This window comes from Shewanella fidelis ATCC BAA-318 (assembly GCF_000518605.1).
GTDB lineage: Bacteria > Pseudomonadota > Gammaproteobacteria > Enterobacterales > Shewanellaceae > Shewanella > Shewanella fidelis.
The window spans coordinates 470,499-488,443 of sequence record NZ_JADX01000005.1; the positions used below are offsets into that span (position 1 = coordinate 470,499).

The 17,945-nt window shown below is 42.6% G+C and carries 14 protein-coding genes; 9 read left to right on the forward strand and 5 right to left on the reverse strand.

What is annotated here, in order from left to right:
- Nucleotides 1–44: 44 nt before the first annotated feature.
- Complete coding sequence (locus tag L884_RS0104480; protein WP_028766364.1) at nt 45–947, reverse strand: LysR family transcriptional regulator; 903 nt, start codon at nt 945–947, stop codon at nt 45–47.
- A 204-nt stretch (nt 948–1,151) separates the two neighbouring features.
- Here L884_RS0104480 and L884_RS23375 point away from each other — a divergent pair, with 204 nt between their 5' ends.
- The 8 genes from L884_RS23375 to L884_RS0104515 all read left to right on the forward strand — a co-directional run bounded on the left by L884_RS23375 (nt 1,152) and on the right by L884_RS0104515 (nt 10,378).
- Nucleotides 1,152–1,277, forward strand: coding sequence for a hypothetical protein (locus tag L884_RS23375; RefSeq protein WP_281171824.1), 126 nt, complete (start codon nt 1,152–1,154; stop codon nt 1,275–1,277).
- A 229-nt stretch (nt 1,278–1,506) separates the two neighbouring features.
- Nucleotides 1,507–1,848: a hypothetical protein gene (locus tag L884_RS22775; protein ID WP_245603063.1), complete on the forward strand. Its 342-nt coding sequence runs from the start codon at nt 1,507–1,509 to the stop codon at nt 1,846–1,848.
- A gap of 299 nt (nt 1,849–2,147) precedes the next feature.
- Nucleotides 2,148–3,317 (forward strand): efflux RND transporter periplasmic adaptor subunit, encoded by a 1,170-nt coding sequence (locus tag L884_RS21750; RefSeq protein ID WP_156925649.1) that lies wholly within the window; start codon nt 2,148–2,150, stop codon nt 3,315–3,317.
- Nucleotides 3,314–6,442, forward strand: a complete 3,129-nt coding sequence (locus L884_RS0104495) for an efflux RND transporter permease subunit (protein ID WP_028766365.1) — start codon at nt 3,314–3,316, stop codon at nt 6,440–6,442. Before L884_RS21750 ends, L884_RS0104495 begins: the two co-directional genes overlap by 4 nt.
- 69 nt (nt 6,443–6,511) lie before the next feature.
- Nucleotides 6,512–8,581 (forward strand): protein-disulfide reductase DsbD family protein, encoded by a 2,070-nt coding sequence (locus tag L884_RS0104500; RefSeq protein ID WP_028766366.1) that lies wholly within the window; start codon nt 6,512–6,514, stop codon nt 8,579–8,581.
- 122 nt (nt 8,582–8,703) lie between these two features.
- Nucleotides 8,704–9,540 (forward strand): DsbA family protein, encoded by an 837-nt coding sequence (locus L884_RS0104505; protein ID WP_084221400.1) that lies wholly within the window; start codon nt 8,704–8,706, stop codon nt 9,538–9,540.
- The gene (locus tag L884_RS0104510) at nt 9,527–10,075 is read left to right on the forward strand and encodes a protein disulfide oxidoreductase (protein ID WP_028766368.1); all 549 of its coding nucleotides are present in this window, start codon (nt 9,527–9,529) and stop codon (nt 10,073–10,075) included. Before L884_RS0104505 ends, L884_RS0104510 begins: the two co-directional genes overlap by 14 nt.
- Nucleotides 10,076–10,165: 90 nt before the next feature.
- A complete protein-coding gene (locus L884_RS0104515; protein ID WP_028766369.1) occupies nt 10,166–10,378 on the forward strand; it encodes a dodecin in 213 nt (70 codons plus the stop codon).
- Between the two features lie 38 nt (nt 10,379–10,416).
- Here the strand turns inward: L884_RS0104515 and queG are convergent, their stop codons facing one another.
- From queG to L884_RS0104530, 3 genes are all read right to left on the reverse strand, one after another.
- Nucleotides 10,417–11,625: a tRNA epoxyqueuosine(34) reductase QueG gene (gene queG / locus L884_RS0104520; protein ID WP_028766370.1), complete on the reverse strand. Its 1,209-nt coding sequence runs from the start codon at nt 11,623–11,625 to the stop codon at nt 10,417–10,419.
- Nucleotides 11,626–11,843: 218 nt separating this feature from the next.
- The gene (locus L884_RS0104525; RefSeq protein WP_028766371.1) at nt 11,844–13,727 is read right to left on the reverse strand and encodes a GGDEF domain-containing protein; all 1,884 of its coding nucleotides are present in this window, start codon (nt 13,725–13,727) and stop codon (nt 11,844–11,846) included.
- Nucleotides 13,728–13,928: 201 nt separating this feature from the next.
- On the reverse strand, nt 13,929–15,815 hold the full coding sequence (locus L884_RS0104530) for a tetratricopeptide repeat-containing diguanylate cyclase (protein ID WP_028766372.1): 1,887 nt from the start codon (nt 15,813–15,815) through the stop codon (nt 13,929–13,931).
- 313 nt (nt 15,816–16,128) lie between these two features.
- Between L884_RS0104530 and L884_RS0104535 the strand changes: the two genes are divergently transcribed.
- Entirely contained in the window at nt 16,129–16,566 is a 438-nt protein-coding gene (locus tag L884_RS0104535; protein WP_028766373.1) for a DUF3069 domain-containing protein, read from the forward strand.
- A gap of 545 nt (nt 16,567–17,111) precedes the next feature.
- Here the strand turns inward: L884_RS0104535 and L884_RS0104540 are convergent.
- Nucleotides 17,112–17,924 (reverse strand): TRADD-N-associated membrane domain-containing protein, encoded by an 813-nt coding sequence (locus L884_RS0104540; RefSeq protein WP_028766374.1) that lies wholly within the window; start codon nt 17,922–17,924, stop codon nt 17,112–17,114.
- Nucleotides 17,925–17,945: the final 21 nt, after the last annotated feature.

Genomic DNA, 17,945 nt, shown 5'->3' on the forward strand with positions numbered 1-17,945 from the left:
TAAAAAGCCTGCATTTGCAGGCTTTTTAGTTTTCAATAGTTAAGCTAGTTAATTTTCTGCTTAGCTAATCCCTCTGCTGCAACTAACTCTAACCAGTGTTGTGCTAAACGAGCATTGGCACCGTTACGACGATATGCGCCAAATAATGGGCGTTTCAAACCTTCTTTGCCTAGTCTTATGCTAGTTAAGCTGAGTCCATGGGCCTCGCTAATTGACCAATTAGGCAGTGCGGCAATACCGTCTTTACAAGCGATGCGCTGCAATAGCATCATGGTTAAATCACAGGTCACTTGCGGGCCAGCTTTGACACCGGCAGGCTCTAAGAAGTGACGGTAAATATCTAAACGTTCAAGTGATACTGGATAGCTGAGGATAGGTAACTCCGCTAATTGTTGCGGGGTAACGAATGGTTGATCTGCCAGCGGGTGATCACTAGCAACCACCAATCTCACTTCGAAATCGAACAGGTGTTGATAAGCAATTTCTTGACCGGGCACGGGATCTGAGGTCAATACCACATCTAACTCACCTTGCTCTAGTGCATTGAGTGAGTCGAAAAGGTGGCGGCTTGATAAGTCGAGATCCGCTTGTGGATATTGCTGACGGAATTGCTCGATGACCGGCATTAACCAACGAAAACAGCTATGACATTCGATACCAACGCCTAAATGATTATCGCCGTCTTCTAATCCTTTTTTTAAGTCAAACTCAGTTTCAATTACTTTCGGCAAAATATCTTCTGCCAAATTTAGTAGGCGGGCACCTTCTTGAGTAAATGAAAGCGGCTTACTTTTGCGCACAAAGATTGCGGAGTTGATTCGAGTCTCTAACTCTTTAATTTGATGCGACAATGCCGACTGAGTGACGAAGCGTTTCTTAGCAGCCCCAGCGAGGCTGCCGCTTTCTTTTAGGGCAACTAAGGTACGTAAATGTCTAAGCTCTATCATTATATCCTCACATGAAATCCGCTCATGTTGCGCTTGAATTCGTTTAGATTGCGAATCCTTAGGCTAACACAATAAACTTCTAGACGTCCAGACGCCCAGCGATCTGTTTTTGTTATATGTCATTCAGATGGGTACTAACTCTGAATTTTGTTCATCTTAACATGAAGTGGTATACAATATTCAATCAAGGTTTAGTGTTTTTTTATGAAGTCTTATTTTCATCTATTCGGCTGCAGTGTTAAGCAGTACTGGAAGGGCGAACAACAGCAAGCTAAATTAACTGAAATTGCACAAGGATTGTGTCTGTCATCTTCATTGTGGCAGGCATAAATACACCGAAGGGTTTAACATTTTTAATAATTTATCTGTGTGTTTTTTAAGCTGTCAGTTTAAAAGTTTTACTGAGTGATGAACTATTTTTGTAAAAGTCCGGTCTTATGCTTAGTACGCCTTAGCTGAATGCATTATTTAACGAATATTCACAAGAATAGCGGAGTTAATTATCTCTTATTTGCGACTAACAAAAGCAACTAAACACTGGTCCATGATAGTTTTTACTATGTTGGTCCTTTTGTGCTTAGCGCAAAATAGCGGTGTATTTAGTGCTTTTTCTCAAATAATTTCAGCAAAGAGTGCTGAAATTAGCGTAAATGATAGTGCCAGTTTTGCCGTTTTGAGTGATGTAAATGTTGCCCAAGACGCTAAAGTTAAGCAGTGCGAATTATCTGAAAAATCATTAAGAGTTTGCATTGATGAGCTTCCTGTAATGCCATTATTGGCGTTGCTGTTTATCTGTCCTTTTCTCCCCCCGTCATCGCGTTTATTACAGCGACTGATTGATATTCCTGTACTACCCAACCCCCGACGAATACACCTTTCTTTGTGCCGTTTTCAAGAATAAAACCTTTCTTCTGTTAAAGAGGGTTAAGGCTTTTGGGGGGCAATTTTGGACCACTAAGCTTTAGTTTCACTTATAGCCGGAATGGTATTCAGATAGACATATTAGTCGCTAAATATTGATGTTTTACATTGAATTTTGTTAGCTAATCCTGTCTGAGTTTTACATTCTTGTTTTGGCGATAGCCCTCTCTATATGCTGTTTTACAGCGTATCTAACCCAATAATTGGTTAATGCATACATTGAGTTGCTTTTGAAAAAGCACGTATGCAAGCTCGCTCTTGGCGAGAGAAGAGGTAGATTTGAATTTAAATAAAATGTTGCTAACAGCCACTGTTGTAACGCCTATGGTTGCAGTCGCGCTGAACGCTGCCGAAAGCACAGATACAGAGCTATTAAAGGATCGTGGGAGTGTTGACAGTCTCGCTATTGAGGTGAAGGCGACAAGTGTTCTTGAGCATCAACATCAACATCAGTTTCAAATAAAGGCACGGGTGATTGCAAAAGAAGATGTGGGCTTAAAGGCGCAAGTCAGTGGTTATTTAGTTGATAAACACTTTCAAGAAGGTGAGCTTGTTACTCAGGGGCAGCTTTTGTTCTCCCTTGATGATACTCGTTATCAAGCAAAGTTATCTCATGCAAAGTCATTGCTCGCGAGTGCAGAAGCCAATTTGCATGTTGCTAAGTTGGACTATAAAAGAGGTTTATCATTATTGCCTCAAGCATCCATTAGTAAAGCTGAAGTCGATCGTTTACTCGCGGAGCAGTTACTTGCTTTAGCGGAGGTTAAATCCGCAAAGTCACAAATCAAGCTTGCTCAGGCAGAGCTTGGCTTTACGCAAATACGTGCGCCATTTTCAGGAAAAATAAGTAACAGTAAGTCTGCGCTGGGGGAATTAGTATCACCAACTAGTCCTGCGCTGGCTGATTTAGTTAGCGTATCGCCAATGGACGTCAGCTTTCAAGTCAGTGAAACCCGTTTTTGGCAAGCGAGAAATAAAATAAAGGCCGCAAATGCAGACTTACCTTTGGTGAGTTTACAGTTTATTACGGGTGATCATTTCTCTGAGACGGGCAAGATAAGCTATATCGGTAACCGAGTTGATCGCGCGTCTGGCACGGTTGCGGTACGAGCAGAGTTTGATAATAAACAGGGGAAGTTACTACCCGGTCAATATGTCGAATTGACTGTGACTGATAGCCAAAGCGAGCCGGTACTATTGATCCCGCAACGCGCGTTGCAGCAAGACTTATCAGGTTTTTATATTTTTGTTATTGGCGCGAATGATACGGTGGAGCGCCGAGATATTGTTGTTAGTGAGCAAGTTAAGTCTCACATTATTGTCAACAGTGGCGTTGCTCTTGGCGAGAGAGTGATAACCCATGGCTTACAAAAAGTCACAGTAGGAACCAAGGTAAAGGAGTCGTTAGCTGATAGTTATTTGCCCCTGATAACGGTGGCAAGCAAATGATAAGTCAGTTTTTTTTAGATAGACCAAAATTTGCGATAGTACTGAGCTTGATTATTACTTTAGCTGGGATTATTGCTATCCCTAACCTAGCTGTGTCGCAGTTTCCGGTGATCACTCCACCGCAAGTGCAAGTGACGGCATCAATGCGCGGTGCCAGTGCTGAAGTGGTTGAAGAGACGATTGCTAGGCCGATTGAAGACGCCATTAACGGCGTTGAAGATATGATCTATATGAGTTCAAAAAGCAGTAATGATGGCTCTTATCGTTTATCGGTTACTTTTGAAGTGGGCACCGACCCTAATATCGCTCAAGTTAATCTGCAAAATCGCCTTGCACTCGCCGAGCCTTTGTTACCTAGCGATGTGTTAGCGAATGGTTTAAGTGTAAAAAAGTATTCACCCGATATTCTTATCATGATCGACTTTACATCTACCGATGGTCAGATAAGTGAGCAGGTGTTATCGAGCTTTGTTGCTTTACAAGTAACCGATAAATTGACTCGAATTAAAGGTATTTCGGAGTCAATACTATACGGTAACCGATTCTTGAGTATGCGTTTATGGCTTAACCCAGACAAGATGGCTCACCTTAATATTACGGCGGCTGATGTACAACAAGCACTGCTTGAGCAAAATATTCAAGCGCCACTTGGGAGCGTTGGGGCAAGGCCGAATAATGCGCCTATCGAGTTACAGTATTCATTACTGACTCAGGGGCGTTTATCAACTGTTGAAGAGTTTGAAAACGTTATCTTACGCGCTAATGTTACTGGGCAAACTGTTTACCTTAAAGATGTTGCTGAAGTGGCATTAGGCCAAGAAGATTATGTAGGGGCAGGGATTAGTGATGGTAAGCCGTCAGCACAGATCCAAGTTACCACGCTCCCAGGTGCTAACGCGATTGAAGTTGCCGATGCGGTAAAATCAGCATTAAAAGAAATGGAAGCGTTAATGCCTGAAGGGATGATTTATAACACTCAAGTTGATACCACATTGTTTGTGACGGAGTCGATAAAGGGCATGTTATGGACTTTAGTGTTCGCCGTAACTTTGGTTGTATTAGTCACTTATCTCTTTTTAGGATCCATAAGGGCGACATTAGTCCCCTTGATTGCGATTCCAATTTCAATTGTTGGTAGCTTTGCTTTCATGTTAGTCGCTGGTTTTGGTATTAATACCGTGACCTTATTTGGGTTAATACTCGCGATAGGCATTGTGGTCGATAATGCGATTTTGGTGATTGAAAATGTTGAAGTTAACTTAGTCAATTATCCTAAACTAACGGGTAAAGCCGCGATTGAAAAGGCGATGCAACAAGTTACTGGACCAATAATCACTTCGACATTGGTGCTATTAGCGGTTTTTATTCCGGTCACTCTACTGCCTGGTGTAACTGGAATTATGTATCAACAGTTTGCGATGACATTAATTTTTTCATTGATATTGTCTGCGATAGTGGCGCTTACATTAAGCCCTGTTTTATGTTCATTGCTACTTAAACCCGGTGCACAACATTACCCCAAATGGTATCTCGCTTTTAATCGTTTCTTTGAGCACGTTACAGCAAAATATAGCCGAATTACGCTGATTTTTATCCGTAAGGGGGCGCTGTTAATTGCTTTGTCTTTTGCAGCATTGCTCGCTTTGGGTTACTTAGGTCAATCGAGTTCGACCAGCTTTGTCCCCAAAGAAGATAAAGGGATCTTTTTTGTTAATGCAATACTACCCGATGGCGCAAGCTTGAGCCGCACTGAAGCTGTGATTAATAAGGTAGAAACCTTTCTAAAATCCGAGCCTGGGGTGCGAAATATTGCATCGTCATCGGGCTACTCAGGCTTGTCTGGTTCGATGCAGTCCAATGCAGCGAGTTTGTTTGTCAGCTTAGCCCATTGGGATGAAAGGGCAAAGATGGATGGAGATCATGGTGTTGATGACATTATTGCTCGAGTTGCAGAGTGGGCAAAACATGATTTGCCAGAGGCTAAAATCATTAGCTATGGCCCACCAACGATACCCGGTATAGGCTCTGGAACTGGATTTGAGTTTGCGCTTCAAGATACCTTAGGCCGTGATAAAGCCGAGCTAGATAAGGTTATGCAAACATTAATAAAACAGGCTAATGCGCAAGAGGAACTCAGTGGCGTATTTAGCGCTTTTAGAGCCAATGTACCTCACTACTATTTAGACATCGATAGACTAAAAGCGAAACAATTAGGCGTGCCATTGTCGGAGTTATTCCTTACCTTGCAAGTCAACTTAGGATCGCTCTATATCAATGATTTTTCGCAGTTCGGCAAGTCTTTTAAGGTGACCTTACAAGCAGATGGTGCATTTAGAGAATCAATTAAGGATATTGCTCGCTATCAGGTGCGTAGTGTAAGTGGAGAGATGATCCCATTGAGTACTCTGGTGTCGATTAGCCCCATGTTAGCGCCGGATATTATTTGGCGTTACAACAAGTACAGTGGCGCAATTATCCAAGGTCAAGCAAGTTCAGGCTTTTCAACCGGGGATGCTATGCAAGCTATGGAAAGAGTGGCTGCAGAGGTGCTCCCACAAGGATATACCTACGAGTGGAGTGGTTTGTCTTATCAAGAGCGACTGGCTGGGAATATGGCGATATACGCCTTTGGTTTAGCATTGATATTTATTTACTTATTGCTCGTTGCTCAATATGAAAGTTGGACTTTACCTTTTGCGATTATTCTCGTGGTGCCGACGGCAATCTTTGGGGGAATGTTAGCGCTTAGATTGGGCGGACTGTCTTTAAGTTTATATGCTCAGATAGGTTTGGTTTTATTGATTGCGATGGCGGCCAAAAACGCGATTCTCATTGTTGAATTTTCAAAGCTTAAACGCGAAGCTGGCGCGTCAATTATAGAGGCAGCAGCGGAAGGTGGCAGAGCTCGGTTTAGGGCGGTAAATATGACGTCATGGTCGTTTATTTTAGGTATCGCTCCATTACTTTTTGCAACAGGTGCTGGCGCGGTGGGATTACAAAATATTGGTTTAACCCTTGTTGGCGGCTTATTGAGTGTATTGCTTATAGGCTCATTTTTTGTACCTGGATACTACGCATTAATTCAAGCTTCAAAGGAGAAGTTTACGGGGCGGTTTATAAAGTGATTATGGAGCATAGCGCGATGACAAAATATCAATTAAATGTTCACTATTTTCAGTGTGTAGGAGAGTCAATTGAAGTTTCTTAAATCAATATTTTTGATTTTGTTAGCCTTATTAGCAATTAGTAATAGTGCAATAGCTATCGCTCAATCAACCGGATGGCTAGAGAACCCAAATCACCCACCAGTGAAAGTTAAATTTATGCTTACTGGTGAGTTAGATGAAGCAACCAACACCTTGCCTGGCGTATTAGAGGTGCAACTTGATGGTGACTGGAAAACTTATTGGCGTAGCCCTGGTGAGGGCGGTATTGCGCCTAGTATCGACTGGAGCGGCTCAACTAACCTTGAGGAAGTGGACTGGCAATGGCCTGCACCTGAGCAGTTTTCGTTACTTGGCTTACAAACGTTTGGTTATCACAATCAAGCGACATTCCCGATCTCAGTTAAAGTGGATGATGCCAATAAACCGACCCATTTGCAGGGGAAGTTTACGCTGTCGTCTTGCACCAATGTGTGCGTATTAACAGACTATGAAATTAACCTCGATATTAATCCTGACACCATGACGGGCGATGTCGATGCGATGTTTGCCTACAATAAAGCGCAATCCTTAGTGCCGCAAAAAAGCACGAATGCGAGCCTGGATATTGGCTGGGACGCAGCGGCTAAACAGCTACAAATTGAGATGGATGGTAATGGCTGGGTAATGCCTAAATTCATTATTGATGGCGAGCCAGATACCACATTTAAGTTTGTGCGTTTTGAGCGTTTTGAAACAGATTCCGCGGCTAATAAATTGCGCGTAGTGTTTGATGCATCAAGCTGGTTGGGCGATCCAGAGTTAATTGGTAAATCACTTAACCTTACTGTTATTGGCCATGATAAATCTGCAGAGTATCGCGCCGACGTGACAGCAACCACAGTACAAGCTAGCGCTTCATCTTTACTACAGATCTTGCTGGTAGCGCTACTCGGCGGTTTAATTCTTAACGTAATGCCATGTGTATTGCCTGTCCTTGGCATGAAACTTAGCTCTGTGATAGCAGCGCCAAACCTACAGAAAAGCCAAATCCGTAAACAATTTATCGCTTCAGCTTTGGGGATTTTAGTTTCGTTTTGGATCTTAGCCGGCTTTATTCTAGTGCTTAAATTTACCGGCCAAGCGATAGGCTGGGGCGTGCAGTTCCAAAACCCTTGGTTTATCGGTTTTATGGCTGTGGTGACCTCTGTGTTTGCCCTAAATATGCTGGGGGCATTTGAAATTAATTTGCCATCAAGCCTGCAAACTAAGCTGGCAACGACAGGCGGTAATGATCACAAAGGTCATTTTTTACAAGGTATGTTTGCTACCTTATTGGCGACTCCGTGTAGCGCGCCTTTCCTGGGCACAGCTGTTGCCTTTGCACTCGGTGCCGACGTATTGAGCTTATTTGTTATTTTTAGCGCACTGGCGTTAGGTATGGCGTTGCCTTGGTTGTTAGTTGCTGCATTTCCGCAAATAGCGAGTTACTTCCCGAAACCGGGTCGCTGGATGAACGTGGTCAAAATCGTGTTCTCAGGCTTGCTGTTATTAACCAGTTTGTGGCTTATCAGCCTGCTAACTAACTTTGTTGCGGCTAGCTTTTTGTGGGCTACTGCAGCTGCTTTAATCTTAGTATTTTTAGTTGTTATGGCCAAAATACAGGGTAAAGCTGCAGTAATTGCCAGCATCAGTATTGGTATTGCTGCTTTTGCTATTGCTGCGTTTGCAACTTCTGATAGATGGGCGCAGCCGCTGCCTACCGATCTTGATTGGCAAACGCTTAATGAGCCTGAGATAGCCAAGCAAGTCGCTGCGGGTAAAACCGTATTTGTCGATGTAACTGCTGACTGGTGTATTACCTGTAAAGCCAACAAGGTTGGGGTGATCCTGCAAGATCCGGTTTATAGCCAGCTTAAAGCCGATGAGATGGTATTGATGGTAGGGGATTGGACTAAACCATCGAAGCCGATTACCGACTATCTGCAAAGCCATAATCGATTTGGGGTGCCATTTAATGTGGTGTATGGCCCGAGCGCGCCCGATGGCATAGAGCTGCCAGTGATCTTATCAAGCACTGATGTCATTAATGCGATTAATACCGCATCGGCTAAGTTCTAACAGTGGCTGTACGGCTTAGACGCCTTATCGCATATCTATTGCAGCCTTGAGTTTAAACAGGGCTGCTACCCTACTTTTTGAGTGGCAATAGCGGCTCGAGTGAGACTTTTATGACAAACCAAATGAAAAAATCAATAAACAAAAATGAATTAATAACTGCCAAATTAACCGGTTTTAGCAAGAAGACGGCTTTGACCTTTATCGGATTACTTAGCCTAACCGCCATAGGCTTTCTCGGTAGTCAGTTAGCCACAAGTCAGTTTGTTAGCGCTAACGATGCGAGCTTGTCAGCAGCACAGCAGCAAGAGGTTAAAGCGATAGTCAAAGAGATGCTAATTAACGATCCAGAGTTGCTAAAAGAAGCGTTTATTGCTCTACAAACTCGCGAGATGATGCAACAGCAAGCTGGGGTTGAGCAAATTATCGCCGCCAATCAACAAGCATTATTTGCCACGCCAACTGATCCGTGGAAAGGCGCAGAAAACGGCGACATCACTATGGTGTATTTTACCGATTTTAACTGCCCTTATTGTAAACAGTTAGAACCTGAATTAGATAAATTAATGGCAGCGTTTCCACAGCTTAAAATCATTATCAAAATGGTGCCTCTGCAAGGGCAAAGTGCAGTCGATGCGGTAGACTTTGCTCAAACGGTTTGGCTCAATGAACCTGAGAAATACTTGAAGGTAAAAGATACCTTAATGTCTGCGCCACGCAGGTTAGATAGCCAAGCGATTGCTAAAGTGGCGAGTATGACAGGCACCACTCAATGGCTCAATAACACTGATAGCAGAGTTGCTGACGCTGTGTCTGATAACTTAGATCTAATGCGAACGCTGCGTATTGGCGGCACACCAAGCATGGTGATTGGTGATCAAATAATCGCTGGTCTTGTGCCGTTTGAGCAATTAAAGCAGCAGGTTGAACTGGCATTAGAGGCGCAAAATGGCAAAAAATAATTCCCAGCCGCAGGCTGAAAAGCACCAGCGGCAACCTTTCGCTAAAAAGTTACTTGGTTGGTTAAAACAACTGCTATTGATGTTGCTGCTATTAACGCTATTTTCTGCCGCGTTAGATATATGGCGTGGTCGCGACATACCTAAAACCAACTTACCTAATATTCAAGCAACAACGCTGCAGGGCGAACAAATAGATCTATTGGCTATGAGTCATGAGCAGCCGGTATTGTTGTATTTTTGGGGAACTTGGTGTCCGGTGTGTAGTTTTGTTAGCCCTTCGGTCAACATACTTGCTGATAGCTATCCAGTGGTAAGCGTGGCGATGACATCAGGAGTTTATGAAAAACTGCAGCGCTATTTAAAACACAAAGACTATGAGTTTGCGGTAATTAACGATCCTCATGGTGAAATAGCTAAGCAATGGTCGGTGCAAGTGACACCCACGCTTATGGTGATTAAAGATGGTCAGCTGAGCTATTACACCAGTGGTTTTACCAGCTTGCCTGGTATGTGGTGGCGAATGTTGCTGGCGTAATACTGACTAAAATGCATGGACTAAACCTGACTAAAACAGATGTTGTTCTATACTGATTAACATCATTATTTGCACACTGTTGGAGTCACTATGAGTCATACCTATAAGATCATCGAACTAACAGGATCGTCGCCAATTAGTTCAGACGAAGCGATAAAAAATGCCATTGCTACCGCCAATGAATCGCTAAAGCACTTACGTTGGTTTCAGGTTGTTGAAACTCGTGGGCACTTAGAAGAGGGCATGGTGGCGCATTGGCAGGTAACGATTAAAGTTGGTTTCACGCTTGATCCTAAAGCGTAGGGCTTATAAATGGGGGCAATTTGCCCCCATATGATTAACTAAGCGTCGCGTGGCATGCCTTTCTCAACGCTGCGGATCACCCGCTGAGTTTTACGGCTAACATCTTGGGGCAGACCGTGTTCATTGCTTGTTTGTTTATCATGCTGTTGAGACAGCGCCCAGTCGATATGTTCAAGCACCATGATATCCACTTCGTCAGATTGCTTGCGCGCAACTAGCGCCTGGATAATCGCTTCGTTATAAGGTGCATTACCTAGCGCGACAGCAATGTTTCTAAGCCAGCGGGCATGACCAATACGGCGAATAGGACTACCTTCAGTTAGCTTTAAAAATTCCGTTTCACTCCAAGCAAATAGTTCGAGCAATTGCGGTTGTTTGAGTTGCGCTCGCGTATGGAAGTCACTCTCTTCAGTTAAGGGCGCCTTACTATTAACAGGGCATACCAATTGGCAGTCATCGCAGCCATATATACGATTGCCTATTGCTTGCCTAAACTCAACGGGGATCGCCCCTTGTAGCTCAATAGTGAGATAAGAGATACAGCGGCTACCATCAACTATGTAGGGCTCAACAATCGCATTGGTTGGGCAAGATTTTATACAGGCAACGCAGGTATTACAGCCCTCTGCGACAGGGATATCTACCGGCAATGGCAGATCGATGAGTAGCTCCCCGAGAAAGAACCAGCTACCCACATCTTGATTGAGTAGCAAACTGTGTTTTCCAGTCCAACCAAGGCCAGCTTTATCGGCAAGAGGACGTTCGAGGATCGGTGCTGAATCAACGAAAGGGCGTGAATTTGGCTTGCAGATCCCTAAGAGCGCGAGTTCTGCTTCAATTTTATCGCCAAGCTTCTTCAGGCGATTACGCATCAGTTTATGGTAATCGCGTCCACCGGCGTAGCGAGAGATGTAGCCAAGGTTAGGATCGTTGAGATTCATTGCAAAGCCAGCTTGTGGCGGCAGGTAGTTCATTCGAGCTGAGATCACCCGTAGCGTGCCCGGATGTAACTCCTGAGGTCGAGCGCGCATCATGCCATGATTTGCCATATAGCTCATTTCACCATGATATCCCTTATCTAACCACTGCTGCAGTTTAGGTTCTTCATCGCTGAGATCGGTATCGCAAATACCCACTTGTGCAAAGCCTAGCTCTTGGCCCCAAGATTTAATTTTCAGGGCTAATTCGCCAAGTTGGCTGGCTGTTAAGCTGGTAAGTGGAGCAAGGTGTGAAGATGAGTCTGACATAGATAAATTAGCGGCTTAGATTAACCGCTAATGATAGCAGTTATACCAATCAGTATAAAGATTTGCTCGCCATTCTGGGCGTTTTTGGCTGCCTACTTCTGCGTTGAATAACTTCACAAGGGAACAACCATTATTTCAGTTATTCGCCTTGAATTAGTTTGCCAAAAACGCTCTGAGTAGATCAACTTCTTATACTGATTGGTAATAGGTATACGTGATTAACTCATTTGCGCTTGATTACGACCATTGGCCTTGGCTTGGTAAAGGGCATGATCAGCCTGTTTAAGTAAGCTGGCTAAGTTATCGTCAGTTTTTAAGCCCGCAACACCAGCACTAATGGTTAGCGTAAACCCTGGTGGAAAGCTTTTAAAATCAGTATTACTTACCTGTTGCACTAATGTTCGGGCAAGTTTGTAGGCTTGAGCTTTGTCGGTATTAGGTAAGATGATCAAAAACTCTTCTCCACCTACACGCGCAGCTTCTTGCTCTGAGCTAAGTACATTTCGGCAAGTTTTGGCTAAGAGTTTAAGGGCAAGATCGCCAACTTCATGGCCGAAATTATCATTTATCGCTTTGAAGTTATCGGCGTCAAAGCTGATAACACTAAATGGGGTTTGTGTATTTTTTGCTTGCTCAGTGAGCTGTTCTGCTTTGTCGTAAATATAACGCCGGTTTGGCAGTTGGGTTAAGTCATCGGTTAAAGCCAGTGTTGATAACAACTTATTCTTTTGGTTTTGCTTATAAGCAAAAATTGAAATGATCAGTAAAATTAAACCGCCAAGTAAAATAATGATCCACTGTTGCAGCTTGTTTTGCTCTAACATCGCCAGCTCAATATCTCTGAGTTGCTGGTTTTCAATAAGGTGCTTGTTTTCTTGCTCAATTTGGTCGGCGTTGAAACGAGTCCGCATCTCTGTTGTATGAGTCGATAACAGTTTTTTGTCGAGCTCATTATGCAGATTTACGTATTCGTTAAGCGATTGATAGGCTTGTTGCCAGTCATTTTGTTTGACAAAAATATCACTTTCTAATTGTTGTAACTGCGCTAACCCTGTTATGTTTTTAACCCGCATAAAGGCGCTTCTGGCCTTTTCTACGCTAGTATGAGCAGCTTCTAATTTGTTTTCGTTGAGGTAAATTTGCGCCTGAAATAAGTGTAAAAAGGCATAAAAGCCTTCATCTGAAGGCGAAATATACTCCACTGCACTATCAATATAGCGTTGCGCCTGTTTAAACTCAGCTAACTTAATTAAGGTACCAGCCATATTTACTGCGACAGTTGCTTGCGCCATATGCTCACCTTTCTCGCCCCAGTAGAGATAAGCCTCATTAAAGCGTGCTTTGGCGCGATCTAATTGGCCTAGTTCTTCTTCGGCGATGGCAATAGAAACCGAGATGGTATTGGCGACATCAAAGTTTTGGCTAGCAATTTTGCTGCGGTGCAGCTGTTTAAAGTATCGAATGGCACTGGTTTGATCGCCTAAGCGCCGATAAGCATTAGCAATTTCATACAGATTTAACTCTTCCCAAGCAGGAAGGTTAAGGTTTTGGTACATGGATTGCGCTGTGATTAAATCTTCAAGTGCGTGGGTAAAGTTGCCTTGATAAGAGTGAAGGTAGCCGCGCATACTACGGGCATCGGCTACAAGACGCAGATCCTCTAATATGTAGGCATCATTTATCGCTTTATTGTAGCCTTTTAGTGCAGCATCAACGTCACCACTTTGTTCTACATACCAAGTCTTACATAGCATTAAATCAAGTTTGTGACTTGGATATTGTGCTAATAATGGATTGGTTAACGCCTTTTCTGCAAAAGCTAGCGCGACAGCGACTTGACCCTCTTTATAGATATCGAATGACCAGCAGCGAGCGCGATCTTTACGCAGTTGACGCCATGCATCATTAGGTGCAATTAACGAATCCAACTCATTAATGTAGCTTAGGTACTGCTGGTGATCGTTAATAGCAATGCCATTATCAATGGCTTTAAAAATAGCGTCTGCTTTTTGGTTATTTTCAGCGTCAGCAAAGCTTAAGTTGCTGGTTAACAGCAAGCTAGCGATGAAGAAAACCTTTGCTAAAAATAATGGCTTTTGCATTGATTAACGGTTATGAAGTCGTTGATATTCATAACTAAGCATACACTATCTTTTCTTTAAAAGGATAGCTTTTAACAACGCAATATACACTTGTGTAATGATTTATGCATGAAACATGCTGAAAAAATGCATGTTATTGGTGTTTTTTACCAAGCCTTTTGCTCTATTTAGTTGTTAAAAGCGCTGCTTGGCAGCGCTTGATTATAGACTTTTTACTTGATCACGACCTTGATGTTTTGCGTTATAAAGCGCGTCATCAGCTCTTTTTAGTAGAGGTAACAGTTTATTGTCGGTTACCTCTATACTGGAGACTCCGGCGCTGATGGTGATTGAAAAACCTTCGGGAAAGCTACTAAAGTTAGCATTGCGGATGCGCTGAACTAACTCTTCGGCAACGTTAATGGCTTGTGCTTTGTCGGTATTTGGAAGCACAACTAAAAACTCTTCACCGCCAACACGGGCTGCAATGTATTTTGTTCCGAGTACTGCTCGGCAAGAGTCTGCTAAGAACTTTAATGTATTGTCGCCGACTTCATGACCATAGGTATCGTTTACTCGTTTGAAATAGTCGGCGTCAAAAGCGATAAATGACAGCGGCCTTTCGTAGATAAGGGCTTCTTCAAAACAACGTTGAGCCTTGTTATAGATATAGCGACGATTAGGGAGTTGAGTTAAGTCGTCAGTGAGTGCAAGTGCCGATAGCAACTTGTTCTTTTGCGACTGTTTATAGGCAAATAGCGAAATAATGACGATTAATAAGCCACCAAGCGCAATAATTATTCCTTGTTGTAATTTGTTTTGCTCAAGCATTGTTAGCTCAAGCTCTCTCAGTTGTTGATTTTCAATTAGGTGGCGGTTCTCATTTTCAATCTGTTCAGTATTAAAACGGGTACGCATTTCAGTGGTATAGCTAGATAATAACTTGTCATCGAGCTGGTTGTGGATCTCGATATAAGCACTTTGACTGTTAAATGCTCGCTGCCATAATCCTTGTTCACGGAAAATTTGGGTTTCAATTTGCAGTAATTGCGCCAAGCCGCTGGCATTTTTTAGACTTGAAAATGCGGCGCGTGACAGTGCTACGCTGTTGTGGGCTTGCTCTAATTGTTTTTCTGCTAGGTATATTTGGGCATAGAACAGGTGCATGTAACTATAAAAACCTGGATCATTTTCTAAAATAATCGGCTCGGCTTCTGCTAAGTATTTTTTGGCTTGTTTGAATTCGCCCAGTTTAATCAAGGTACCTGCGATATTTACTGCCACAGTCGCTTTTAAACTGTCATCGCCTTTCTTCTGCCAGTATTGGTAGCTTTGTTCAAATAGAGCTTTAGATTTGTGTAAATTACCTAATTCTTCTTCGGCAATCGCTATTGAAGCAAGCATGGTGTTGGCCGAGTCAAAATTGTTATTTTTACGCTTTATCTGTTCTAGTTTTCTAAAGTAACGAATCGCACTCTTTTGATCACCAAAACGACGATAGGCTTTAGCGATTTCATAAAGGTTTATTTCAACAAAAATAGGTAGGTCGAGATTGTCGTATAGGGATTGTGCACTAATGAGATCTTCTAACGCTTGGCTAAAGTTACCTTGAAATGAATGCAGATAACCACGCATCGCTCGGCTATCGGCTACTAAGCGTAGATCTTCTAGCGCATAAGCTTTGCGCAGTATGTTGTTGTAACCATTTAGTGCTGACTCAACATCACCATCACGTTCGGCATACCAAGTTTGGCATAACTCTAAACCCAGCTTATGGTTTGGGTAACTAGAGAGCTGTGGATGAGTGAGCGCATGCTTTGCAAAATCGAGTGCTTTAGCAATTTGTCCTGGCTCAAAAATATTATGTGACCAGCAGCGAGCACGCGCTAATCTGAGCTGTCTATTTACATCATTTTTAGCGATTAGTGGCTCAATCTGGTTGAGTAAGTTGAGATACAACTCATTGTCATACACGGCTTCGCCATTATCAATGCGAGTAAATAGGGCATCGGCCTCAGCATTATTACTTAAAGTCGCATTGCTAACAGAGCTAAATGATAGCGTGATGAGTAAAGTGATTAGCTTAATAAACGGATTGAATTTGGCCATTGAGTAGACTCTAAAAACTGCAGTCATAAATTACTAAACGCAAGCATACACCAAATCGTATAAATTATATTGATTTTTAAGGTGTTAATTTTATTGATTAAAAGAGTATTTTAAAAACCTTTTTGTGTATAGACAATCTGAAGTCGCTTTACTCGTTTTTTAGCGAGGGTAGATTAGCTCTAGTGTAATTAAGTCTGTTAACTAGTATGCATGTTTTTTGCTGTGGTGAGTTTTAGTCGTAATGCGACGAAAGCGAGGTTAAAATAGCGCCCAAAGAGTGCTATACCCAGCGCTAATGTTGAGAGAGATAAAGATGACAGAAGTAACTCAAGCTTACAAAGCGCGCGCCGAGCAAGTGGCACTTAATGTGTGCAACACGGTTATGCCAATGGATCAAATTCCTGAGAACTTATTTGAAGCTTATGCAAACCTTTGTAATGAGCTAATTGAAGATACCGACCTTAAATTCAACTCAGGTTGGGATGCATTGCCTGCTAGTGCGAAAGCGCTTTTGCCAAAAGAAGATTTTCATGGATTTTACATTGCTAACGCATGGTTTCAGTTAAGCCGCGTGGCACAAGATATTGCTGAAATGGCAGATACTGAAGATGAGATAGCTGAGAAAGAGTACAACGGTATTTTCACTCGTCTGTCAGATGCATCACTGAAAGAAAGTGTGCGTAAATTGAAGAAAGCACGAACTGACCGTTCGATGCTTAATAGCATCAAGGCTGTGATTGAAGGCAAGTAGTTTGGTTTAGCTTCTGCAAAAAGTTTAATTAAAAAGGCTATTTCAAAAGGCTATGGGAGTTTCCCCGTAGCCTTTTTATTTTGGGTGTAGATAAGCTAATTTTCTATATTTTCTTCGGAAGGGGGAGCTCTTAAGGTGGAGAGTATCTGCCAGCAACTGTGGTTCAAATGGCCTGCGGCCAGCGTATGTGCAGATACTGCCGTGACACGTAGCAAGTCCATCTGACCTCCATGGATGGAGGAAATGCCAAATTCAGTATGGAACTGAATTGGCCATGGAAGCTCGACCATGACGAATAGCATCCATGCTAAAAAGCCAGTTCGGCATCCTGCCTCTCGTTCGAGAGCTTGATAACTTCGTTATCTCTCACCAGAACATGGACGGTCACAGCCGCATCTACACTAGGTTAGACAAGCACATTCTTTGGCATATGGAGTAATGGTTAAAGTCCTAGCTCATTAATGGACAGAAACTGGTTCGAGCTTAAGCTCTGAAAATACTCTTGGCCTTAGGAAAGCTATGACAATCAGGTATGCGGTAACGCTTCAAGAAGCGGCGCTTTCAGCGTCCGCCTTACTTGACTTGTTAACCATACTAGACCCTAAACTCAAATATTCATTGACGTTTGTAGTCAGTTGTTTAATAAGCTCTTTTTGTGATTCAGTACGTTCATCTTGTGGAAGTTCCTCAGCAATTTTCAAAGCAAGGCTTATATTTTGTGTAATGACTAACTTCTGATGATACTCACTCATCTTGACGATTGTTTTGTTGTAGAGGTAGAAAAACACAGCAGCGATAAACTCACTAAGGAGTCCGGTAGCCGTTGTCACATAAGCGGGATCAGTTTGCCCACGGAACATCATGACTATACCTACAACAATAATTAATAACCCAGCCAAACAGGCAAACATGCTCAATCTAAAGCTCTTGTTTGCTTGCTCTTGCGTTTGAAGGTAGTACTGATCAATATACTTAAAGTTGATTTGTACCAGCTTAGTAAAGAAGTTTTCTTCGATTTGCTCCTGTAACTCTTCGGCACCTTCCTTAGCTAGCTGGATGTCTAGCTTGTTGTTTATCATGCTAAATATTAAGGTAATATAACCAACAAAAAGAGCATAGATAACAGCACCGCCAGCGGCTCCTAAAACAATAGGAGGAATAGCTTCAACAAAGGTTAGTTTAGTCTCTCCTTTTACGACTATCTCGTAATACAATGCACACGCACCTAAAACTGTTGCAAGTGCAAAAATCCACCATCGAAAGCGAAACAGTTCAATAGACTTTTCGTTATTTGCTTTTCTTGCTTTTAGTTCTAGAACTTTTTCGTGTTGTGTTTTTTCTTTCTTTGAGTCTGACACGATACTTCCTTTGTATGGTTA